This window comes from Luteimonas chenhongjianii, assembly GCF_002327105.1.
GTDB classification, from domain to species: Bacteria; Pseudomonadota; Gammaproteobacteria; order Xanthomonadales; family Xanthomonadaceae; genus Luteimonas; species Luteimonas chenhongjianii.
Genome location: NZ_CP023406.1, coordinates 813550 through 834826 on the forward strand (window position 1 = coordinate 813550; position 21277 = coordinate 834826).

A 21277-nucleotide genomic window follows, 5' to 3' on the forward strand; every position below is an offset into this window, starting at 1 on the left:
CAGGGCCGACATCCACCGGCCGGACGCTTATAGTGCCGGCGTGCGGGCTTGGCCCGATTGCGAGTCCGTCACCTTGTCCAGCCCCAGCCATACCGCCGACACCCCGATCACCGACCGCGCGACGCTCGTCGAGGTGCTTGCCTCAGGCGAGAAGCCGCGCGCCGACTGGCGCATCGGCACCGAGCACGAGAAGTTCGGCTTCCGCTTCGACGACCTGCGCGCGCCCACTTTCGATGGCGAGCGTGGCATCGAGGCGTTGTTGCGTGGGCTCACCCGCTTCGGCTGGGAACCCGTGAACGAGAACGGCCGCACGATCGCCCTGCTCAAGGACGCGGCCTCGGTGACCCTGGAGCCGGCCGGCCAGCTGGAACTCTCCGGCGCGCCACTGAAGACGATCCACGAGACCTGCGGCGAGGTCGGCGCGCACCTCTTCGAGGTCAAGAGCGTCGCCGACGAACTGCGCCTGGGATTCCTCGGCATGGGCTTCCAGCCCAAGTGGCGCCGCGACGAGATGCCGTGGATGCCCAAGGGCCGCTACAAAATCATGCGTGACTACATGCCGAAGGTCGGCGACCTCGGCCTGGACATGATGACCCGCACCTGCACGGTCCAGGTCAACCTCGACTACGCGTCCGAAGCGGACATGGTCAGGAAGTTCCGGGTGTCGCTGGCGCTGCAGCCGGTGGCCACCGCGCTGTTCGCCGATTCGCCGTTCACCGAAGGCCGGCCGAACGGATACCTGAGCTACCGCTCGCAGATCTGGACCGACACCGATCCCGACCGCACCGGCATGCTGGATTTCGTGTTCGAGGACGGTTTCGGCTACGAGCGCTATGTCGACTACCTGCTCGATGTGCCCATGTACTTCTCGTATCGCGACGGCGTCTACCACGACGCCGCCGGCCAGAGCTTCCGCGATTTCCTGCGCGGCGAACTGCCGGCGCTGCCGGGCCAGCTGCCGACGCTGCGCGACTGGTCGGACCACATGACCACCGCGTTCCCCGAGGTGCGGCTGAAGAAGTACCTGGAGATGCGCGGCGCCGACGGCGGCCCGTGGAACCGGTTGTGCGCGTTGCCTGCGTTCTGGGTGGGCCTGCTCTACGACGACACGGCGCTCGATGCGGCCTGGGATCTGGTGCGCGACTTCACGATGGCCGAGCGCAACGCCCTGCGCGACGACGTGCCCAGGCTCGCGCTGAAGACGCCGTTCCGCGGCGGCACGCTGCGCGACCTCGCGATCGAGGCGCTGAAGATCTCCGCCGGTGGCCTGCAGCGCCGCGCCCAGCTCAATTCGAGCGGCCAGGACGAGCGTGTGTTCCTCGACACCCTGATCGAGATCGCCGAGTCGGGGCAGACGCCGGCCGAGCGCAAGCTCGAACTGTTCCACGGTCCCTGGCAAGGCGACATCGACCACGTGTTCCGCGAGTTCGCCTACTGATCCGCTTGCGCGACAGTCACGTGGGGCTTGTATAACGTGACCGGATGAGTGCCCAAGACGATCTGCCGCCGCTGCGCGATATCGGATTCGCCCAGACCGACCGCCTGCTTCGCGACGATGTGCGCCGGCTCGGCGCGATGGTCGGGAACATGCTCTCGGAACAGGTCTCGCCAGCCCTGCTCGAGCAGGTGGAAGGTGTGCGCCGGGCGGCGATCGCGCGGCGCGAGATGGGCGCGCCGGTGGACGCGCTCGCAGAGAGCCTGGCCGGGGTTTCGCTCGACGATGCAGACGCGCTGGTGCGGGCATTCGCCGCCTATTTCGGCGCGATCAACCTGGCCGAACGTGTCCATCGCATCCGCCGCCGCCGCGACTACCAGCGCGCCGGCGATGGCCCGCAGCCTGGCGGGCTGGAAGCGGCATTGCGTTCGCTGCGGGACGCCGGCGTCGATCTGCCACAGCTCGAGGCCGTGCTGGCACGCCTGAGCATCGAGCCGGTGTTCACCGCCCACCCCACCGAGGCCGTGCGCCGCGTGCTGCTGGAGAAGGAGCGGACGATCGTCGAGCGCCTGATTGCCGACATCGACCGCGAGCGCACGCCGATCGAGCGCCGCGCCGACGACGCGCGCATCGTGCTGGCGCTGACCTCGGCCTGGCAGACCTCGGAATCGCCCGCACGCAAGCCGACCGTCGCCGACGAGGTCGAGCATGTCGGCTACTACCTGTCCAACGTGCTCTATCGCGTGCTGCCGGTGTTCTACGAGGCGCTCGGCGAGGCCATCGAGTCCGTGTACGGCACGCGCCCCGCTTTGCCGCAGGTGTTGCGCTTCGGCACCTGGGTCGGCGGCGACATGGACGGCAACCCCAACGTCAACGCCGACACCATGCGCGCGGCGCTGGGCGCGCAGCGCAGCCAGGCACTGGCGCAGTACCGCCGCGACCTGCGCGCGCTGGGCAACGTGCTGACCCAGACCTCCGACCGGGTGTCGGTCGACGAAGCGGTCATCGCGCGCGTCGACGACTACCGGCGCCGGCTGCCGGATGCGGAGTCCGTGCTCAATCCGCGCCATGCCGACATGCCCTACCGGCGCCTGCTCGACCTGATGCAGCTGCGTTTGCGCCTGACCGATGCCGACCACCGCGCCGGCTACCCGGACGCCACCGCATTCCTCGACGACCTGGCACTGATGGAGGCGAGCCTGCGCGAGCACCGCGGCGCGCACGCCGGCCTGTTCGCGCTCGAGCGTCTGCTGTGGCGCGCGCGGACCTTCGGCTTCCATCTCGCTGCGCTCGACCTGCGCCAGGATTCGGCGGTGCACGACGAGGTGCTCGGCCACATCGACGGCAGCGACTGGAGCGCGCTCGATGTCGAAACGCGCGTGTCGCGACTGCACGCGATGCTCGACGCGCCGCCGGGGGCCGGGGGCGCGATGTCGAACGAGAGCGTTGCCTCGACGCTCGGCGTGTTCGATGCGGTCACCGATCTGCGCCGCAGCCATGGCGCTGCGGCGACCGGCCTGTACATCATCTCGATGGCGCGCAACGCGGCCGATGCGCTGGCGGTGCTGGCGCTCGCGCGCATTGCCGGTTGCGTCGAGGCCGGCCAGGTGCCGCTGGACGTGTCGCCACTGTTCGAGACCGTCGACGATCTGCAGGCCGCGCCCACGGTGATGCGCGCGCTGTTCGACGACCCGCGCTATCGCGCGCACCTGGCCGCGCGGGGCGACCGGCAGGTGGTGATGCTGGGCTATTCCGACAGCGCGAAGGACGGCGGCCTGCTGGCCTCGCGCTGGGCGCTGCAGCGCACCCAGGTCGAGCTGACCGCGCTCGCCCGCGAGGCCGGCCTGCGCATCGTGTTCTTCCACGGCCGTGGCGGCTCGGTGAGCCGCGGTGGCGGCAAGACCGGCCGCGCGATCGATGCGGCGCCGCGTGGTTCGGTGGACGGCAGCCTGCGGGTGACCGAACAGGGCGAGGTGATCCACCGCAAGTACGGCATCCGTGCGCTCGCGCTGCGCAACCTCGAACAGTCGACCGCGGCGGTGCTGCAGGCGACCTTGCGCCCGCGCGCGCCCGACTCGCGCGAAGACAGCTGGCGCGCGATCGCCGCCGAGCTGGCCGAGGTGTCGCGCGCGCACTACCGCGCGCTGGTGCACGAGCGCAGCGATTTTCCCGACTACTTCCGCACCGCGACGCCGATCGACGTGATCGAACGGCTGCAGATCGGCTCGCGTCCATCGCGCAGGCGCGAAGGCGGCATCGGCAACCTGCGGGCGATTCCCTGGGTGTTCGCCTGGTCGCAGAATCGTTCCGGACTCACCGGCTGGTACGGGCTGGGCACCGCGCTCCAGCACGGCATCGTCGTGCATGGCCAGCAGGCGATGACCGAGATGACCCGCGACTGGCCGTTCTTCCGCGCAGCGCTCGACGATGTCGAGATGCTTCTGGCCAAGAGCGACATCGCGATCTTCGAACGCTATTCGCAGCTGGCCGGCGACGCGCACGATGCCTTCTTCCCGGGCATCCTCGACGAATTCCTGCGCACGCGCGATGCCATCCTGCTGCTCAAGTCACAGGAGGTGCTGCTGGCCGACGACTATCGACTGCAGCTGTCGATCCGTCTGCGCAATCCCTATGTCGATCCGATCAGCCTGCTGCAGGTGGAACTGCTGCGGCGCTGGCGCGAGTCCGGTCGCGAGGACGAGGCGTTGCTGCGGGCCCTGGTCTCGACCGTCAACGGGATCGCGGCCGGGATCCAGAACACCGGTTGAGCGCGGCGCTGCGAAACGCTCAGCGGTCGCCGCGATTGCCGCCTGCGGCGCGTCCGGCGCACACTCGGCCGCTCTCCGAACGCGAGCACCGGCCGTGGCCAACGAAGCGCTTGTCCTCTATACCAACCCGATGTCGCGCGGCCGCATCGCGCGCTGGATGCTCGAGGAAGTCGGCCAGCCCTATCGTGTCGAGCTGACCGGTTACGACGGTGCCATGCGCGCCCCGGAGTTTCTCGCGCTCAACCCGATGGGGAAGGTGCCGGTGCTGGTGCATGAAGGGGTCGTGGTCACCGAGACCGCGGCCATCTGCGCCTATCTCGCCGAGACCTTTCCGCAGGCCGGCCTGCTGCCCGCGCCGACCCCGGCCGCGCGCGCTGCCTACTACCGCTGGATGTTCTTCGCCGCCGGCCCGCTCGAGGCCGCGGTCTCGGCGAAAGCGCTCGACCTGCTGGCGCCGCCGGAGCGTGCGGGCACGGTCGGCTATGGCAGCTTCGAGCGTACCGTCGATACGCTTGAGCACGCGGCCGCATCCGCAGCGCCCTGGCTCACCGGCGAGCGCTTCACCGCGGTGGACGTCTATGCCGGCGCGCAGGTCATCTGGGGGCAGCTGTTCAAGTCGCTGCCGCCGCGGCCCGCGTTCGTCGAATACGCCGCCCGGCTGCAGGCGCGTCCTGCCTGGCAGCGCGCGACCGCGCTCGACGATGCGGCGATGCCCACGCCCGCGGATTGATTGCAGCTCAGCGTCGCAGCATCGCTTGTTCGACACTGACGCCGACGTCGCCGCCCACAAGCACGACGATAGCTGGCGCGAGCGTGGCGGGCTCGAGGTCGGGTGGCGCCAGCGGGCTTCTGCCGCCTCGGTGGGCCACCCGGGCCATCGGCGAGCGGGGGCGCCTGCCGTTGCCGCAGGCGTCGAACAGCAGCATGGCGGCGCGGTATCGGCGTGCAGTGCCTGGCCCCCGAGTTCGCGCTCTGCTTTCACGGCGCGCCTGAGAGCATGCGGGTCTTCCCGGTACCGGAGACTCCCATGGCACGCGACCTCCAACGCACGACCGACCCGTCCGACACCTCGCCCGTGCATACCGCAAGCCTGCGCATCCGCGTCGGCAATGCCTCGGTCGACGGCGCGGTCTCGATCTCCACCCGCGGCCTGCTGGCCGTCGGCGGCCTGGTCTCGGGCATCCTGCTGTCGAGCGCGGTGATCGTGCTGGTGGCGACGCGCAAGGTGCCCAGGCACCGCTGGCTGCCCTGGGACCGCTGAGCGTTCCCGTCTGCTCCTGGCATTGCCGGGCACGCGGAAGCGACCGCCGAGGAACACGTCACCCGATCGGAGCCCGACCGCATGGCCCCCCGAAAGCGCCACCTGAAGCTCGCCACCTTCAACGTCAACGGCATCGCCTCGCGGTTGCCGCACCTGCTCGAATGGCTGGCGCACGAGGCGCCGGACATCGTCGCGTTGCAGGAGCTCAAGGCAACCGACGCCGCGTTCCCGGCTGCGGCCATCGAGGCGGCGGGCTATGGCGCGATCTGGCACGGCCAGTCGTCATGGAATGGCGTGGCGATCCTGGCCCGCGACGCGATACCGGTCGAGAACCGGCGCGGTCTGCCGGGCGACCCCACGGACACGCAGAGCCGCTACCTCGAGGCGGCGGCGCACGGCATTGTCGTCGGCGCGCTGTATCTGCCCAACGGCAATCCGCAGCCCGGTCCGAAGTTCGACTACAAGTTGCGCTGGATGGCGCGGCTGGCGAAACACGCGCGCACGCTGGTGGACCTGCCGCATCCGGTGGTGCTGCTCGGCGATTTCAACGTCATCCCGGACGACATCGACGTCTACGACCCCAAGGCATGGCGCAAGGACGCGCTGATCCAGCCGGAGGTGCGCGAGGCCTATGCGGCGCTGCTCGCGCAGGGGTGGACCGACGCGCTGCGCGAGGTGTTCGGTGACGAGGTGGTCTACACGTTCTGGGACTACTTCCGCCAGCATGCCGAGCGCGACCGCGGCCTGCGCATCGACCACATACTGCTCAATCCGGTGCTGGCCGGCGGGCTCCAGGAAGTGGGCGTCGATCGCTGGGTGCGGCTCCAGGACAAGGCCAGCGACCATGCGCCTACCTGGGCGCGGGTGGCGGTGCCGGTGGCCGGCAAGTCGCGCTGAGCGGTCCGTATGCCGGCTGCGCATCGACACCTGCATGACATCGGCAGGTCCACGATGGTCGCCATGCAGACCAGAACCGAAATCGACGCGATGCTCGCCCGGCTCGAAGCGCGGCTCCGGGAACTGATGGCGCAGACGCCGCACGACGCCGTACTCGACGCGTTCTCCGACGAAGCCGCGCCGCTGATCGAGCAGGTGCCCGAAGAGCACGATGCCTACGTGCAGGAGCGTGTGCACCGGATGCTGGTCGGTGCCGGCCTGATCCCCGACGAGTCTCCCACCGGCTGACCCGTCAGGCGCGCTGGCGTATACTCCCCGGGAGTATTCAGGCCGGACGTCATGCCGCATTCCCCCGACGAGAAGAAGCGTGTCCTGGCCCGCGTGCGGCGCATGCGCGGACAGCTCGATGCGCTCGAGCGCGCGCTCGTGGACGGCGCCGACTGCGGGCCCGTGCTGCAGCAGCTCGCGGCGTTGCGCGGGGCGGTCAACGGCATGATGTCGGGCGTGCTCGAAAGTCATCTGCGCGGGGAGCTCGGCCAGCCGGCCGACTCGCCCGAACAGCGCCGCGCCAGCGTCGACGATGCCGTCGCGCTGGTGCGGACCTATCTCAAGTAATCACCGTTTCCGGGAGTTCCCTCATGAAGTCACGCGCCGCAGTCGCGTTCGCCGCAGGCGAACCGCTGAAGATCGTCGAGATCGACGTCGCCCCGCCCAAGGCGGGCGAAGTGCTGGTCCGCATCACCCACACCGGCGTCTGCCACACCGACGCGTTCACGTTGTCGGGTGATGATCCCGAGGGCCTGTTTCCGGTCGTGCTCGGCCACGAGGGCGCGGGCATCGTGGTGGAGGTCGGCGAGGGCGTGACGTCGGTCAAGCCCGGCGACCATGTGATTCCGCTCTACACCGCCGAGTGCGGCGAGTGCCTGTTCTGCAAGAGCGGCAAGACCAACCTCTGCGTGGCAGTACGCGCGACCCAGGGCAAGGGCGTGATGCCCGACGGCACCACCCGCTTCTCCTACAACGGCGAGCCGATCTACCACTACATGGGCTGCTCGACCTTCAGCGAGTACACCGTGGTGGCCGAGGTGTCGCTGGCCAAGATCAACCCGGAAGCGAATCCCGAGCAGGTCTGTCTGCTCGGCTGTGGCGTGACCACCGGCATCGGCGCCGTGCACAACACCGCCAAGGTCCAGCCGGGCGACAGCGTCGCCGTGTTCGGTCTCGGCGGCATCGGCCTGGCGGTAATCCAGGGGGCGCGCCAGGCCAAGGCCGGCCGCATCATCGCGATCGACACCAATCCGTCGAAGTTCGAACTCGCCAAAGAATTCGGCGCCACCGACTGCATCAATCCGAAGGACCACGACAAGCCGATCCAGCAGGTGATCGTCGAGATGACCACCTGGGGCGTCGATCATTCGTTCGAGTGCATCGGCAACGTCAACGTGATGCGCGCCGCGCTCGAGTGCGCGCACCGCGGCTGGGGCCAGAGCGTGATCATCGGCGTCGCCGGCGCCGGCCAGGAAATCAGCACGCGTCCGTTCCAGCTGGTTACGGGGCGCAAGTGGATGGGCACCGCCTTCGGCGGCGTCAAGGGCCGCAGCCAGCTGCCGGGCATGGTCGAGGACGCGATGAAGGGCGACATCGAACTTGCGCCGTTCGTGACCCACACGATGGATCTGGACGCGATCAACGACGCCTTCGAGCTCATGCACGCAGGCAAGTCGATCCGCTCCGTGGTGCACTACTGATGGCCGGGCCTGTGGAGAAGTCCGCCCTGGCGGCGATGCTCGACAGTGTCGAAGTCGGCCAGGAAGCGCGCGACGCGATCGAACGCCTGGACGAGCGGGACCTGCAGTTGATCGACGGGGCGATCCTCACCGCCCTCGACCGCGAATGGAAGCAGGCGGGCCTGATCACGGCCGGCGTGATGATCGCCGCGCCCGACGAATACGAAGAGCTTCCCGAAGCGTTCTACGCACTGCGTATCCGCGCGCTTGCCGAGGCGGCGCGCATCGAAACCCGCGGCGATCCGGCGGTGCTCAAGACCCTCCAGATCCGCCTTGCCGCACATGGCGAGCGCTGACATGGCGATCGAACGCATCGAACATCGCGCCTGTTTCGGTGGCTGGCAGGATGTCTACGAACACGCCTCCGACACGCTCGACTGCACGATGCGTTTCGCGGTGTACCTGCCGCCACAGGCGGAGCGGGCGCGACTTCCGGTGCTGTACTGGCTGTCGGGCCTGACCTGCAACGAGCAGAACTTCATCACCAAGGCCGGCGCGCAGCGCTATGCCGCCGAGCACGGCGTGATCCTGGTCGCGCCCGATACCAGTCCGCGCGGCGACGACGTACCCGATGCCGATGGTTACGACCTCGGCAAGGGTGCCGGCTTCTATGTCGATGCCACGCAGCAGCCCTGGGCGACGCATTACCGCATGTACGACTACGTGGTGCGCGAGCTGCCGGCGCTGATCGAGGCCAACTTCCCGGTGACGGATGGGCGCGGCATCAGCGGGCATTCGATGGGCGGGCACGGGGCGCTGCTGATCGCCTTGCGCAATCCCGGGCGCTATCGCAGCGTGTCGGCGTTCTCGCCGATCGTCGCGCCCAGCCAGGTGCCGTGGGGCGAAAAGGCGCTGGGTGCCTACCTCGGCGACGACCGCAGCGCATGGGCCCAGTACGACGCCACCGCGCTGATCGCCGATGCGCCCGAGCGGCTCGCGCTGCTGGTCGAGCAGGGCGAGGCCGACGAGTTCCTCGAAGGCCAGCTCAAGCCACAACTGCTGCGCGCCGCCTGCGAAGCGGCCGGCCATCCGCTCGAGCTGCGCATGCGGCCCGGCTACGATCACAGCTACTACTTCATCGCCAGCTTTATCGGCGAGCACATCGAACATCACGCCCGGGCGCTGCGCGACGGGGGCTGACTCCTCTCCCGCGTCAACGCGCGAGCACGGGGCTCAGGTGCGCGCGAGGAAGTCGGTGCAGGCGAAGCGCCCCTCGCGCAGGACGGTCGGGCCGCGCGCCAGCATCAATGGCGCGGCGAACATCGGCCCGTCGAGGACGCAGGTGTGGAACTCGCCGCGTTCGCCGCAGGGATCGACCTGCACCGGCAGCGCGGCCAGCAGGTCGGCATCGAAGTCGCTTCCGGCGAAGCTGGCGTCGAGCTGCGTGGTGTCGACGCAGCACAGCGCCGCACGCAGCCCGCCGGCCTGCATCTCGCGCGCCAGCGCCGCGGTATCCCGCCCGAACAGGGGGAACGCCGCCTCCCATCCCAGGCGCGCGCACTGCTGCATGCGCCAGTGGCGGATATCGTCCAGAAACAGGTCGCCGAACGCGAGCGTGCGCAGCGATGGCCAACGACTACGTGCGACCTGCAGCGCCTCGGCCAAGCGCGCGCCGTAGACGGCGTTGTCGGGCTGCCGCGGCACGCGCATCTCGATCAGCGGCAGGCCAGCGGACGCGGCCTGCGCATGGACGACCTCGACGCGGATGTCCTGCATCGACACACGATCGGCGCCTTCGACGATCGTCGTCAGCAGCCCGACCACATCGACATCGCCGCGCTGGCGCAGCACGTGCAGGGCCCAGGCTGCGTCCTTGCCGCCGCTCCACGACAGCAGCACCTGGTTCGGCGGAGGCGCGGTCACTCAGCCGGCGCGGACGTCACGCAGCTCCCAGGCGCTGCCGGCAAGCAGGCGCAGGCGATGCTTGAGCACGGTGCTGGAGATGGACGTGTTCACGACCAGATCGACGCCGAGATCCCGATCCTCGCCGGTGACCCGGGCGGACGGGTCGGTGACCCCGAGGGCCTCGTCGACGTCGTCGGGGTCGGGCTGCTCCGAGCGCCAGCGCGTGAACAGCGCATTGCCGCGCAGCGCGTCTTCCACTTCGGCGGCGATGCCGGCGGCACCCTGCGCGCGGATCGCATGGACGCCGGAGGCGCGCGCCTGTTCGGGTTCGGGCAGTCGGATCAGATAGCGTGTACTCATGCGGCGTCCATCGCGTTGCGAAGGCGCAAGCCTAGCAACCGGACGCGTTAGAAATCCGTCATTCCGCGCTGCGAATCCGCGCGATCACGCTGCGCAACCGGGCATCGGTGATCAGCGTTGCTACCGCGCCTGGCGTTCACGGCAGCGGCGCGTTCGACATGGGGCACTTTCCAGGCGGCGAACGGCGCGGCGGCACCGGGCAGGGTCGATCGGCGCGCGCCTGTGCGTCCGCGCGCCGCTGCGGCGCTCAGGCCGTGCGCGCGCTCCGCGCGCTGGCGGCCATGCGCTGGGCACCGAGGAAGGCGCGCATCGAGGCCGGTTTGACCGGCTTGGTGAGCACCGTGTAGCCACGGATGCGCGCGGTCTGCTTGAGCGTGTCGCTGCCGTCGGCGGTCAGCAGGGCGCCGGGCACGTCGGGTGCGATGCCGCGCAGCGTATCGAGGGTATCCAGGCCGTCGAGACGGTCGTGCAGGTGGTAGTCGACCAGCAGCACGTCAGGCCCCTGTTCCATGCACGCGATCGCTTCGTCGATGGTCTTGGCGCACAGCGGCTCGACGCCCCAGCGCCGCAGCAGGGCGCGCATGCCGGCTAGGATGTCGTCGTCGTTGTCGACGCACAGCACGCGCAGGCCGTGCAGCGATTCGTCCTGCAGCGGCGTCGGCGGCACGATGGGCGGCAACACCGCGAGTGTGCTGCGCGGCACGGTGATGGAGAACATGCTGCCGTGGCCGACGGTCGAACGTGCATCGAGCGTGTGGCCGAGCAGGCGCGAGATGCGCTGGCAGATCGACAGGCCCAGGCCCAGGCCGCGCCCGTCCCAGTCGAAGTTCTGTTCGTAGCGGTGGAATTCGTCGTAGATCTGGCTCATGTGGTGTTCGGGAATGCCGGGACCCGAATCCCAGACCTGCAGCGCTACCTGGTCGCCCCGGCGGCGCGCCGCCAGCACGATGCGACCGCTGCGGGTGTAGCGCAGCGCATTGGCAAGAAAGTTCTGCAGCACCCTGCGCAATAGCCGGGCGTCACTGCGCACCGGCATGGGCGGTGCATGCAGGCGGATATCGAGCGCGCGCGCCTTCGCCATCGGCGCGTACTGCCCGGCAAGCTGGCGCAGCAGTTCGGACACGTCGAAGTCGACGATCTCGGGCCTCAGCGCGCCCGCGTCGAGGCGCGAGACATCGAGCAAACCGTCGAGCAGTTCCTCGGCGGCGCGCAGCGAGGTGTCGACGCGTTCGGCGAGATGCTTCTGTTCCGCGCCATCCTGGGTTTCGCGCAGCGCGGAGGTGAACAAGCGCGCGGCATTGAGCGGCTGCAGCACGTCATGGCTCACCGCGGTGAGGAAGCGCGAGCGCGACTCCTGCGCAGCCTCGGCTTCGCGGGTGCGCTCGGCGACGCGATGCTCCAGGGTCTCGTTGATGTCGCGCAGCTCGCGCTCGACGCGCTTGTAGTCGGTCACATCGCTGTAGCTGGTCGCATAGCCGCCGCCGGGGAGCGGCTGGCCGCGCAGCTCGATGACCTTGCCGTTGCCGAGCACGCGCTCGGACACGTGTGGCGAGCCGGCGCGCATGTAGGCAATGCGCTTGTCGATCTCGGTGTCGATGTCGATGGCGTCGCGTGGGCCCAGCTCCCCGCGCTCGGCGTTGTAGCGGATCAGGTCGGCGACCGGCCGGCCCACGTAGAGCATGTTGTCGGGATAGCCGAACAGACGCTGGTAGCTGCGGTTCCACGCGACCAGCCGCATCGTGGGGTCGACCACGCTGACCGCATGGTCGATGTTCTCCAGCGTCGACGACAGCACCTCGCGATTGAAACGCAGTTCCTGACCGGCTTCGTCGAGCATCGCGACGACTTCGTCGACCTCCATGCCCGAGCCCTTCAGCGCGCTGGTCATCAGCAGGCGCGCCGACGAGGCGCCGACTGCGGCTGCGAGCTGGCGCTCGGTGAACTGCAGCCAGGTGCGGTCGGCCGGCGTGTTGTGCACAAGCGGCTTGCCTTGCGCCTGCGCCTGCGCGTGCTCGTCGAACGCCGCGCGCGCGGTGCGCTCGCCGACGATGCGTCCGGTCAGGGTCAGCAGGTCGCCGATGTCGACATTGCCGCTCCATTCCTCGGAGGCGAAGGTTCGTCGTTCGGCGTAGGGGTCCAGGAACGGCGCCGCGCGCAGGCGCTCGTCGAGCGTCGGGCGCCAGCGCGCGGACACGAGCAGCAGGGCGCCCACGTTGAGCAGCAGCGACCAGAACGTGCCGTGGGTCAGTGGATCCCAGCCGGCGAGCCCGAACAGCGCGTGCGGACGCAGCCAGTGGATGCCGAAGGGCCCGCTGGCGAGCCACTGCGGATCGAGCCAGCCCGACTGCGTGAGCGTGGGCAGCAGCAGCGTGTAGATCCACACGCCGAAGCCGATCAGCAGGCCCACCTCCACGCCACGCCGGCTCGCGCCGCGCCAGTACAGCCCACCGATCAGCGCCGGCGCGAACTGGGCCACCGCGACGAAGGCCATCAGGCCGAACGCGGCCAGCGTGGTCTCGTTGCCGCTGGCGCGGTAGTAGCCGTAGGCCAGCGCGGCGAGACCGATGATCGCGACACGGCGGATCCACAGCACCGTGCGCGCCACGTTGCCGCCGTGGCGCTCGGCATAGCCGCGGCGCAACAGCAGGGGCATCACCAGGTCGTTGCTGACCATCGTCGCGAGTGCCACCGACGAGACGATCACCATGCCGGTCGCCGCGGAGAAGCCGCCGATGTAGGCGAACAGCGCCAGCGAATCGGCATTCATCGCCATCGGCAGCGCCAGCACGAAGCTGTCGGGCGCCACCGGCCCGTCGCGCCCGAACAGCGCGACGCCGGCGCTCGCGATCGGCAGCACCATCAGGCAGATGACCACGAGGTAGCCGCCGAACAGCCAGCGCGCACGGCGGATGTCGCGCACGTCTCCGCATTCCACGATCGCAACGTGGAACTGGCGCGGCAGACAGATCAGTGCGGCGAATGCCAGCAGGCACTGCGCGAGGAAGCTGGTCGGCGGCGCGTTGCCGACCAGTGCGCGGGTGGCCTCGAGCAGGTGCAGCTCGCGCGCGTCCAGCCACATGATCGCGAAGATGCCCACCGCGACCAGCGCCACGAGCTTGATCAGCGATTCCAGAGCGACCGCCAGCATCATGCCGGGCCGATGCTCGGTGGCATCCACTTGCCGCGTGCCGAACAGGATCGCGAACAGCGCCATCAGGGCGGCGACGTAGAACGCCGGATCGCCGAACGGGGTGACCGGGTCGTCCGGTCCGCCGAGCACGCCCAGGCTGATCGCCACCGCCTTGTACTGCAGGGCCAGGTACGGCACCGCCGCCATCAGCGCGATCAGCGCGACCAGCGCGGCCAGCCGCTGCGAGCGGCCATAGCGCGAGCCGATGAAGTCGGCGATCGACACCGTGTTCTGCGACTGCGCGATCAACGCCAGTCGTTCGAGGATCCGCCAGCCGAACACCAGCAAGAGCAGCGGGCCGATGTAGATCGGCAGATAGCCCAGGCCCTGCCGCGCCGCGGTCCCGACCGCGCCGTAGAACGTCCACGACGAGCAGTACACCGCCAGCGCGAGGCAGTAGACAGCCGTGCGCAACCAGGGGCGCTGCGGATACAGGGGACGGCGGTCGCCGTACCAGGCCGCCCCGAACAGCAGCGCCGCGTAGCCCAGTGACACCAGCAGCAGTACCCAGCCCGGCAGCATGCGGTTCCCCTCGATGCGGACGCGGGAGTGTAGCGGGTCGGGCCGACCTCACGATCCGGCCGAGGCCGGGGTGGCCCCCTAGCCCGATGCGGCCACGCTGCGGTCCTTGCCTGCGCGCTTGGCCTGGTACATGGCCTGGTCGGCGCGCTTGAGCAGCGACTCGAAGGACTCCGAAGGGCGCCGCAGGGCGATGCCGGCGCTGAAGGTCACCGGAATCCGGGCATTCTCCTGGACGAGCGGGCGCCGGGAGAGCACGGTGCGTAGCCCTGCCATCGCGGCGAGGGCGTGCGGCAGGGTCATGGCCGGCATCAGGATCACGAATTCCTCCCCGCCGAAGCGGCCGATGACATCGTGGTCACGCAGGGTGAGGCGCGCGATGTCGACGAAGTGGCGCAGCGCGGCGTCTCCGCCGAGATGGCCGTGGACTGCGTTGAGCCGGCGGAAATCGTCGAGGTCGACGAGCGCCATGCACAGCGGCCGGTCTTCCCGCGCGCGCGCTGTCTCGTGCGCGAAGGCTTCATCGAAGCCGCGGCGGTTGAGGCAACCGGTGAGTTCGTCCTCGCGGGCGAGTCCGGCGGCGTCGCTGAGCTTCTGCTCCATCTGCGCAAGGCGCCGCTCGCTCTCTTCAAGCTCGCGCCGGGCGGCCACCAGGTCGTCGCGCGCACGCACCGCGCGCGCCTGGATGTGCCCGGTGTCCTCGAGCACGGTGTCGAGCAGCCCGTTGAGTTCACCGATGCTGCGCGCCTCGCGGATCCGTACCGCGTGGCCGGTCAGGCGGTCCTGGTACTCGCCGGTCTGCGCGGCCATGCCGTCGAGACTCTCGACGAAGGTGCCCATCATCGCGCGCATCGCGGTCCGTGATTCGTCTATGCCGGTCTTGAGCAGCGTCTGCCGGTAGAGCATCTGTCGAAGCTCGGTGCGCGCGCCCTCGATCGCCGAGCGGCTCAGGGGGCCGGAGAGCAGGCTGCGGATCTGCCCGATCTGGCCATGCAGCCAGCTCTTCTCGTCGAGCAGCTCGCCGATGTTCTCCAGCAGCAGGTCGAACAGGCCGAGCAGCAGCGAAACGTGCTCCTCTGCGTCCTGGCCATGCACGCCGACGCGATGGCACAGGTCGGTAATGCGTCGGGACAGTGCGTCGAGGTCCTGGCCCGGTGTCCAGCCGCGCAGATCCGCAGCCAGGGCGATCGCTTCGTCGGCGAGCGCAGGCTCGCTGCGCAGCAGCCCGGCGAGTGCACTGCCGACCGCATGCCGCAGCAGGTCACGCAGCCGCAGTGCCTGCGCATCGGTCGGCGGCGGCGCATCCAGTTCGACGGTGCGGATGTACTTGTCGATGAGCTGGCGCATCGCCCGCCCGTAGGCCGGCCAGTCCTCGCTGCGCCGGGCGGACTGCAGGTAGCCACCCAGGCTGCCGAGTTCGTCGTGCAGGCCGGCGACGCCGTCGGCGAAGGCCGAAAGCAGTTGCTGGGGATCGTCCGCACCGGCGAACAGGGCGACCAGCGCCTGGGAATCGATTGCCCGTCCGGTGCCACCGGGCGTGTCGCGCGTGCGCGAAGTGGCATTGGGAGTGGTCGGTGCGGGCATGGGGCTCACGGGAAGGACGGGCGCGCCGATGCGCTACGCACGCGCGGATGCGGATGCGGACTCTGTCCTAGCGGCAGGCCCGGCCACGACTTGAGGAACTGCGCACGCGCCGTTGGGACCGCATTAACCGGACCGGCGGCGCTCGGCCCGGACCGGGCCTGGCGCCCCGCACATCATCCGGCCCGGCCGGGTGCGCCAGGCTTCACGCAACGGCGCGCGGCGGGCAATCGTTCTCCAGTCGCCGGCCCCCTGCACCCGCCGCTGGCGGCCCGCGCGTCGGATGGGCCGGACGCGCGTGGCGCCGGCCCCGCAAGGCCCGAACGGCTCAGTACTTCGGCACGCTGCCGTCGACGCTGTCGCTCCAGGCGTCGATGCCGCCGACGACGTTGTAGACCTGGGTGAAGCCCTGGTTGCGGAAATGCTCGGCGGCCTGCTGGCTGCGGCCGCCGCGATGGCACAGGAACGCCAGCGGCGTGTCCTTGGGCAGCTGCTGCAGGCGGGTGATCGCGTCGCCGTCGAGGACCTCGAACGGCCGCGCGACGCTCGCCGTGGCGCGTTCTTCCGGCGGACGCACGTCCACCAGGGTCAACGTGCCGGCCGCAAGGCGGTCGTTGGCCTCGGCCGGGCTGATCTCCTGCACGGGCCTGGGCGCGTTGGGGTTCTCGATCACCAGGCCGCGGCCGCGGATGTCGTCGGCGAAATCGATGGTCATGCCGTCGGCGCGGCGGGCACCGGCGAGGTCGAACTGCACATCGATACCGTCGGCCCGGGCAAGGATCGCCGAGGCGCTGCGCGGCGCCAGCTGCAGGCGCGTGCGGAAACTGGCGTCGATGTCGACCTGCAGCACGTAGTCGCCGCCGGCGTCGCCGACCGCCTTGGCGATCATCTCGCGCGCGGCCGGGGTGATCGAGATCGACGGCGGCGTGCGGTCGGGCGGGGCAACGCCGAACAGGCCGTGCAGCTCGCCGCTGCCGACCATCTGCTCGATGATGTCGCTGCCACCGACGAGTTCGCCGTCGACATACAGCTGCGGGATCGTCGGCCAGTCACCGTAGGCCTTGATGCCCTCGCGGATCTCGCCGTCCTCGAGCACGTTGACGGTCGCGTAGTCGACGCCGACCGCTTCCAGCGCGGACACGGCCTTGGCGGAGAAGCCGCATTGCGGGGTCGTCGGCGAGCCCTTCATGAACAGCACGGCCCGGTTGCCCTGCAGCAGGGTTTCGATGCGGGCGCGGACGGCGGGGTCGAGGGACATGGCGTAAATCCGGTGTGCGGGGGACGGCCGACATGGTACCGCGGGGCCGCCGATACAAGCCCGCGACGGGCTTTGGGCGCCTGCACCGCGGCGTTGCGCGGCGGGGTCGATGGCATCATGCGCGCCATGTCCGTGCACCGCCCGCCCCGTCGCCCGCAGCTCTGGCTGCCGGTGCTGATCGCCTCGCAGCTGCTGGTCGCCCTGGTCTGGTGGCGGCTGGGGTGGACGGTGGGCCTGCCGCTGCTGCTGGCCAGTCACGCGATCTGCCTGTGGGGCGTCCTGGCACCGGCATCGCGCCTGTACGGGCCGGTGCTGACCCGGTTGCCGGGCAAGGATGTCTGGCTGACGATCGACGACGGCCCCTCCGACGACACCCGCGCACTGCTCGACCTGCTCGATGCGCACGATGCGAAGGCCACATTCTTCCTGGTGGGCGAGCGCGCCGCCGCCCGCCCGGACCTCGTGCGCGAGATCGCCGCGCGTGGCCACGGCATCGGCAATCACAGCCAGACCCATCCCCAGGCCCGGTTCTGGGCGCTGGGGCCGGCGCGGATGCGGCGCGAGGTGCTCGACTGCCAGAACACGCTGCGCACGATCACCGGCCGTGCGCCGGCGTGGTTCCGCTCCGTCGTGGGCCATACCAATCCCTTCGTGCACGCGCCGCTGCGCGAGGCGGGGCTTGCCCGCGTCGGCTGGAGCGCGCGCGGCTTCGATGCGGTGAAGGCGGACGTGGACGCGGTGGTCGCACGCATCGAGGCCGATCTGGCCCCCGGCGCGATCGTGCTGCTGCACGAGGGCGCGAAGCACGGCCGCAACGTCGCGATGGTCGAGCGGGTCCTCGCGCGCATGCAGGCGAAGGGCTTGCGCGCGACGCTGCCAGACGCCTCCGCCTGACCGCGGTTGCCACCGATCAGCCGCGCGGTGGGCGAGCGCCCTCCGGGAGCGGGCTGTGCGGAGCAGCTGCAGTCCGCGCGTCTCTTCAATCGTCAGCCGCCCTGCGGCCCTCGGCGCCCGGCATGGCCCGCCCCTCTCCCCCCGGGAGAGGGGTTGGGGTGAGGGTGGCAGCAACCAGCGTGCGGACCGGAAGATGAGGCGCCCGCCATTCCGCCGTGTGCGCCGATCAGCGCATCGACCGCTAAGCGTCCTGCAACCCTGCGAGTACCTCGCAGAGGTCGTCGGTTTCCAGCAGCAGTTCGGCAACTGCGTGCTGACCGGTCGCCGCCGCGGTCGCGGCCAGGGCGGCGCTGCACATCCGCCCGTTCCACGCCGGCGTGGCGACGAGGCCGGTGAGCAGCGGCAGCCGCGCGAGCGCGGTGACATAGCCGTCGATCAGATAGTCCGGAATCTCCGCATCCCGCGCGGCGCGGGCGAGTTCGATGCGGGCCGGCAGCGCGAAGTGGATGGGCGTGGCGCGCTCGGGCGCCTCGGCGAGGATCGCGACGATGTGCGGCACGGCGGCGAATGCGGCCGGGTACACCTCCCCGCCATCGCAGATGGCGGTCCACAGCGATTGCCAGGGCTCGCCCTGCACGCGGTCTTCGCCGGCGCCATCGAGCTGCGCGAGCAGCGCGGGAATGCCGCGCGCCGAGCCGTGGGCGCATTGCAGACGGGACCATGACGGATCGTCGAGCGCCAGCATCGGCGCGTGCGGCAGTCCGTCGCGGGCGGTCATGCGCGGATGCCGGTGATCAGCCAGTTGTTGAAGGGCGTGTCGCCATACAGCGGCCGCAGCGTGGTCTGCAGGCCCGCGCCCTCGAGCTGGCTGCGCAGCCCGTCGGCGGTGGGGTAGCTCTTCGCACGCTCCTGCATCCAGCCGGCGAGATTGGCCAGGCGATCGGTGATGCGGGTGGTGCGGCTGCGCGGCGTGTCGTCGGCCAGCCCGCTGCGGATCACCAGGCGCGCGCCGGGCACCAGCATCGCGATCACGTTGCCGAGCAGTTCGCGCTGACGCTCCGGCGAGAGGTACTGCAGCACGTCGAGAATGGTGACGCTGCCCTGGTGATCGGGCAGGCCGACGCCCAGATCCAGCACATCCAGGCGCACATCGGCGAGTCCCGCGCGCGCGGCGACCGCGCGTCCGCGGCGGATCTTGGCCGCGTCGATGTCGACGCCGGTGAAGGGGAGCGATTGCCCGTCCGCGCGCAGCGCGTGGGCAAGCAGGCCGAGGCCGCAGCCCAGGTCGAGCACCGGTGCAGTGGTCGGCCGCAGCGCCTGCAACACGCCCGGATACAGCGGATCGGTCCGCAGCTTCGTCAGCGTGTAGTAGTAGTCGTAGCGGTTGCCGAGGACATGGCCGGGCAGAAACGCGCGGGCGATGCCGCGTGCGTCCTCGCGCGGAAACGGTGTCGTCGAAAGCGGCGTATCGGCAAGCGAGGTGGAATCGGAAGCGTTGGAAGTCATGCCCGGGACAATAAGCCGCGCGCCACCGGCAATGCCAGTCGCGTCCACTCCGCGTGTAGCGCGGCGGATGGATGCAGGCCGTCGTCGGCGAGCATTTCCACCTCGCCGCCACGGGCGCGGCTGACCGGTGCGATGTCGACGAAAGCGACGCCGCGTGCAGCGCAGATCGCCTGCGCGGCAGCGTTGTAGGCATCGAGCTCGCGCGCGATCGCATCGACATCGCGGCCCGAGTGCGCGCCGAACGGGGTCACGCCCCAGTCCGGGATCGCGAGCACGAACACGCGCGCTGGATCGTCGCCGGCGAAACCGATCGCGCGTTCGAGCAGCGCCGAGAACGCCGGCCGGTAGCTGGCCACATCGCGGCCGCGGTACTGGTCGTTGACCCCGATCAGCAGACTCACCAGGTCGAACGGACCCTGGGGCGCGGCGGCGTCGATGCCGGCGTCGAGTTCGTCGGTGGTCCAGCCGGTGGTGGCGATGATCTCGGGCTCGTCGAGGGCGATGCCTGTCGCGCGCAGCGCATCGGCGACCCGTACCGGCCAGCGATCCTCGGGCGCGATGCCCTCGCCGATCGTGTAGCTGTCGCCCAACGCCAGATAGCGCGCCGGCCTCATGCCGTGCGCGCCCGGCGCGTGGCGAGCGGTACGACCTTGCGCGCGTCGCCGATCTGGCGTTCCAGCACGCGTTCGATGCGCGCGAACACCTCGCGCAGCTGCGCGGGCTCGGGCAGCAGGGTCACGCGGAAATGGTTGCGGTAGGGCACGTTGAAGCTGTTGCCCGGCACCACGAGCACGCCTTCGGACTCCATCAGCTCGAGGGCGAACGCATGGTCGTCGAAGCCCTGCGCATCCGCCTCGGCGATGCCCGGGAACGCGTACAGCGCGCCCGCCGGCGCAACCAGCCGCAGATAGGCGCTGGCCTCGCAGGCCTCGACCACTGCGCGGCGCGCTTCGTGCAGGCGGCCGCCCGGCGCGCACAGTGCACTGATCGTGTCGGTGCCGGTCAGCGCGGCCTCGATCGCGAACTGCCCCGGCACGTTCGCGCACAGGCGCAACGCACCGAGCAGGTCCATCGCGTTGCGGAAGTCGCGGCTGCGTGCTTCGTCGCCCGACAGCACGGCCCAGCCCACGCGCCAGCCGCAGGCGCGATGCACCTTCGACAGTCCGCCGAAGGACACGCAGGGCACGTCGCCGGCAATCGGCGCGATCGGCTCGAACGCAGCGCCGTCGAAGGTGATGCCGTCGTAGATCTCGTCGCAGAGCAGCAGCAGGCCATGGCGGGCGGCGATCGCGACGATGCGCTCGAGCAGGGCGCGCGGATAGACCGCGCCGGTGGGGTTGTTGGGATTGATCAGCACGATCGCGCGGGTACGCGGCGAGACCAGCGCCTCGAGCGCATCGGGGTCTGGCAGGAAGCCGTCGGTTTCCTTGCACTGGTAGAAGACCGGGCGGCCGTCATTGAGGATGGTCGCCGCCGACCACAGCGGATAGTCCGGCGAGGGCACGAGGACCTCGTCGCCGGGATTGAGCAACGCCCGCAGGGCGATGTCGATCAGTTCGCTGACCCCGTTGCCGACGAACACGCGCTCGGCCGACACGTCCCGCGCGCCGCGCGCGATGTGATGCGCGGCGATGACCTCGCGCGCGGCCGGCAGGCCCTGCTGGTGGGTATAGGGATCGGTGTCGTGGATGCGCTCGGCGATCGCGCGCTGCAGGTGTTCCGGCGCACGGAACCCGAACGCGCCCGGGTTGCCGATGTTGAGCTTGATCAGCGTGCGACCCTGCGCCTCGAGTTCGCGCGCGCGCCGGGCCAGTTCACCGCGGATCTCGTAACGGACTTCGGTCAGGCGTTCGCGGGTCTTGAAGGGGGCAGACATCGGAGCAGGGCTCGGCGCGGGCATGTCGCCGGATGCTAGCGGAAAAGCCGCGTGGTCGCGGGCCGCGCCCCGGCTCTGGTGCCGAGGCCACGGATCGCCC

The 21277-nt window shown here is 70.2% G+C and carries 21 protein-coding genes; 11 read left to right on the plus strand and 10 right to left on the minus strand.

Annotated features, from left to right (window positions below):
- The first annotated feature begins 40 nt into the window (after positions 1-40).
- From CNR27_RS03670 to CNR27_RS03680, 3 genes are all read left to right on the plus strand, one after another.
- Complete coding sequence (locus CNR27_RS03670) at positions 41-1438, plus strand: glutamate--cysteine ligase (protein ID WP_425435475.1); 1398 nt, start codon at positions 41-43, stop codon at positions 1436-1438.
- A gap of 44 nt (positions 1439-1482) precedes the next feature.
- Positions 1483-4203, plus strand: a complete 2721-nt coding sequence (gene ppc / locus CNR27_RS03675) for a phosphoenolpyruvate carboxylase (RefSeq protein WP_096296986.1) — start codon at positions 1483-1485, stop codon at positions 4201-4203.
- 94 nt (positions 4204-4297) lie between these two features.
- Positions 4298-4933, plus strand: a complete 636-nt coding sequence (locus tag CNR27_RS03680) for a glutathione S-transferase family protein (RefSeq protein WP_096296987.1) — start codon at positions 4298-4300, stop codon at positions 4931-4933.
- 7 nt (positions 4934-4940) lie between these two features.
- On the opposite strand, the gene CNR27_RS03685 is transcribed toward CNR27_RS03680, so the two are convergent.
- On the minus strand, positions 4941-5129 hold the full coding sequence (locus CNR27_RS03685) for a hypothetical protein (RefSeq protein ID WP_096296988.1): 189 nt from the start codon (positions 5127-5129) through the stop codon (positions 4941-4943).
- 101 nt (positions 5130-5230) lie between these two features.
- On the opposite strand from CNR27_RS03685, the gene CNR27_RS03690 reads away from it, so the two are divergent.
- From CNR27_RS03690 to fghA, 7 genes are all read left to right on the plus strand, one after another.
- Positions 5231-5464 carry a hypothetical protein gene (locus tag CNR27_RS03690; protein ID WP_096296989.1) on the plus strand — a complete coding sequence of 78 codons (234 nt, stop codon included), beginning with the start codon at positions 5231-5233 and terminating at the stop codon, positions 5462-5464.
- A gap of 81 nt (positions 5465-5545) precedes the next feature.
- Positions 5546-6361, plus strand: coding sequence for an exodeoxyribonuclease III (gene xth, locus CNR27_RS03695; RefSeq protein ID WP_096296990.1), 816 nt, complete (start codon positions 5546-5548; stop codon positions 6359-6361).
- 63 nt (positions 6362-6424) lie between these two features.
- Entirely contained in the window at positions 6425-6649 is a 225-nt protein-coding gene (locus CNR27_RS03700; RefSeq protein ID WP_157745246.1) for a hypothetical protein, read from the plus strand.
- Between the two features lie 51 nt (positions 6650-6700).
- Positions 6701-6976, plus strand: a complete 276-nt coding sequence (frmR, locus tag CNR27_RS03705) for a formaldehyde-responsive transcriptional repressor FrmR (protein WP_096296992.1) — start codon at positions 6701-6703, stop codon at positions 6974-6976.
- Between the two features lie 23 nt (positions 6977-6999).
- Positions 7000-8109, plus strand: a complete 1110-nt coding sequence (locus CNR27_RS03710) for an S-(hydroxymethyl)glutathione dehydrogenase/class III alcohol dehydrogenase (protein WP_096296993.1) — start codon at positions 7000-7002, stop codon at positions 8107-8109.
- Positions 8109-8444, plus strand: coding sequence for a DUF3658 domain-containing protein (locus CNR27_RS03715; RefSeq protein WP_096296994.1), 336 nt, complete (start codon positions 8109-8111; stop codon positions 8442-8444). The genes CNR27_RS03710 and CNR27_RS03715 overlap by 1 nt, the downstream gene beginning before the upstream one ends.
- 7 nt (positions 8445-8451) lie before the next feature.
- Positions 8452-9288 (plus strand): S-formylglutathione hydrolase, encoded by an 837-nt coding sequence (fghA, locus tag CNR27_RS03720; protein ID WP_096300252.1) that lies wholly within the window; start codon positions 8452-8454, stop codon positions 9286-9288.
- 33 nt (positions 9289-9321) lie between these two features.
- Here the strand turns inward: fghA and CNR27_RS03725 are convergent, their stop codons facing one another.
- The 5 genes from CNR27_RS03725 to grxD all read right to left on the minus strand — a co-directional run bounded on the left by CNR27_RS03725 (position 9322) and on the right by grxD (position 16901).
- A complete protein-coding gene (locus CNR27_RS03725) occupies positions 9322-10011 on the minus strand; it encodes a Dph6-related ATP pyrophosphatase (RefSeq protein ID WP_096296995.1) in 690 nt (229 codons plus the stop codon).
- A complete protein-coding gene (locus tag CNR27_RS03730; protein ID WP_096296996.1) occupies positions 10012-10353 on the minus strand; it encodes a hypothetical protein in 342 nt (113 codons plus the stop codon).
- Between the two features lie 247 nt (positions 10354-10600).
- Positions 10601-14065, minus strand: coding sequence for a hybrid sensor histidine kinase/response regulator (locus CNR27_RS03735; protein WP_096296997.1), 3465 nt, complete (start codon positions 14063-14065; stop codon positions 10601-10603).
- A gap of 78 nt (positions 14066-14143) precedes the next feature.
- On the minus strand, positions 14144-15646 hold the full coding sequence (locus CNR27_RS03740; protein WP_096296998.1) for a GGDEF domain-containing protein: 1503 nt from the start codon (positions 15644-15646) through the stop codon (positions 14144-14146).
- Between the two features lie 325 nt (positions 15647-15971).
- The gene (gene grxD / locus CNR27_RS03745) at positions 15972-16901 is read right to left on the minus strand and encodes a Grx4 family monothiol glutaredoxin (protein ID WP_096296999.1); all 930 of its coding nucleotides are present in this window, start codon (positions 16899-16901) and stop codon (positions 15972-15974) included.
- Between the two features lie 117 nt (positions 16902-17018).
- Between grxD and CNR27_RS03750 the strand changes: the two genes are divergently transcribed.
- Positions 17019-17795, plus strand: a complete 777-nt coding sequence (locus tag CNR27_RS03750) for a polysaccharide deacetylase family protein (RefSeq protein WP_096300254.1) — start codon at positions 17019-17021, stop codon at positions 17793-17795.
- Positions 17796-18036: 241 nt separating this feature from the next.
- Here CNR27_RS03750 and CNR27_RS03755 read toward each other — a convergent pair whose 3' ends face one another.
- Genes CNR27_RS03755 through CNR27_RS03770 form a run of 4 tightly spaced genes read right to left on the minus strand, consistent with a single transcriptional unit; the run spans position 18037 to position 21201 of the window.
- Positions 18037-18573: a hypothetical protein gene (locus CNR27_RS03755; RefSeq protein ID WP_096297000.1), complete on the minus strand. Its 537-nt coding sequence runs from the start codon at positions 18571-18573 to the stop codon at positions 18037-18039.
- Positions 18570-19301: a methyltransferase domain-containing protein gene (locus CNR27_RS03760; RefSeq protein WP_096297001.1), complete on the minus strand. Its 732-nt coding sequence runs from the start codon at positions 19299-19301 to the stop codon at positions 18570-18572. Before CNR27_RS03760 ends, CNR27_RS03755 begins: the two co-directional genes overlap by 4 nt.
- Positions 19298-19915 carry an SGNH/GDSL hydrolase family protein gene (locus tag CNR27_RS03765; RefSeq protein ID WP_096297002.1) on the minus strand — a complete coding sequence of 206 codons (618 nt, stop codon included), beginning with the start codon at positions 19913-19915 and terminating at the stop codon, positions 19298-19300. Before CNR27_RS03765 ends, CNR27_RS03760 begins: the two co-directional genes overlap by 4 nt.
- A complete protein-coding gene (locus tag CNR27_RS03770; RefSeq protein WP_096297003.1) occupies positions 19912-21201 on the minus strand; it encodes an aminotransferase class I/II-fold pyridoxal phosphate-dependent enzyme in 1290 nt (429 codons plus the stop codon). Before CNR27_RS03770 ends, CNR27_RS03765 begins: the two co-directional genes overlap by 4 nt.
- Positions 21202-21277: the final 76 nt, after the last annotated feature.

What these genes read in the sequence shown, in the direction of transcription:
- CNR27_RS03710 (WP_096296993.1), top strand. Translation starts at nt 7,000, where the DNA reads ATGAAGTCACGCGCCGCAGTCGCGTTCGCCGCAGGCGAACCGCTGAAG.
- CNR27_RS03765 (WP_096297002.1), bottom strand. Translation starts at nt 19,915, where the DNA reads ATGAGGCCGGCGCGCTATCTGGCGTTGGGCGACAGCTACACGATCGGC.
- CNR27_RS03690 (WP_096296989.1), top strand. Translation starts at nt 5,231, where the DNA reads ATGGCACGCGACCTCCAACGCACGACCGACCCGTCCGACACCTCGCCC.
- CNR27_RS03715 (WP_096296994.1), top strand. Translation starts at nt 8,109, where the DNA reads ATGGCCGGGCCTGTGGAGAAGTCCGCCCTGGCGGCGATGCTCGACAGT.
- CNR27_RS03760 (WP_096297001.1), bottom strand. Translation starts at nt 19,301, where the DNA reads ATGACTTCCAACGCTTCCGATTCCACCTCGCTTGCCGATACGCCGCTT.
- CNR27_RS03685 (WP_096296988.1), bottom strand. Translation starts at nt 5,129, where the DNA reads ATGCTGCTGTTCGACGCCTGCGGCAACGGCAGGCGCCCCCGCTCGCCG.
- CNR27_RS03755 (WP_096297000.1), bottom strand. Translation starts at nt 18,573, where the DNA reads ATGACCGCCCGCGACGGACTGCCGCACGCGCCGATGCTGGCGCTCGAC.
- grxD (WP_096296999.1), bottom strand. Translation starts at nt 16,901, where the DNA reads ATGTCCCTCGACCCCGCCGTCCGCGCCCGCATCGAAACCCTGCTGCAG.
- CNR27_RS03770 (WP_096297003.1), bottom strand. Translation starts at nt 21,201, where the DNA reads ATGCCCGCGCCGAGCCCTGCTCCGATGTCTGCCCCCTTCAAGACCCGC.
- CNR27_RS03735 (WP_096296997.1), bottom strand. Translation starts at nt 14,065, where the DNA reads ATGCTGCCGGGCTGGGTACTGCTGCTGGTGTCACTGGGCTACGCGGCG.
- frmR (WP_096296992.1), top strand. Translation starts at nt 6,701, where the DNA reads ATGCCGCATTCCCCCGACGAGAAGAAGCGTGTCCTGGCCCGCGTGCGG.
- CNR27_RS03730 (WP_096296996.1), bottom strand. Translation starts at nt 10,353, where the DNA reads ATGAGTACACGCTATCTGATCCGACTGCCCGAACCCGAACAGGCGCGC.
- CNR27_RS03700 (WP_157745246.1), top strand. Translation starts at nt 6,425, where the DNA reads ATGCAGACCAGAACCGAAATCGACGCGATGCTCGCCCGGCTCGAAGCG.
- ppc (WP_096296986.1), top strand. Translation starts at nt 1,483, where the DNA reads ATGAGTGCCCAAGACGATCTGCCGCCGCTGCGCGATATCGGATTCGCC.
- xth (WP_096296990.1), top strand. Translation starts at nt 5,546, where the DNA reads ATGGCCCCCCGAAAGCGCCACCTGAAGCTCGCCACCTTCAACGTCAAC.
- CNR27_RS03750 (WP_096300254.1), top strand. Translation starts at nt 17,019, where the DNA reads ATGCGCGCCATGTCCGTGCACCGCCCGCCCCGTCGCCCGCAGCTCTGG.
- CNR27_RS03740 (WP_096296998.1), bottom strand. Translation starts at nt 15,646, where the DNA reads ATGCCCGCACCGACCACTCCCAATGCCACTTCGCGCACGCGCGACACG.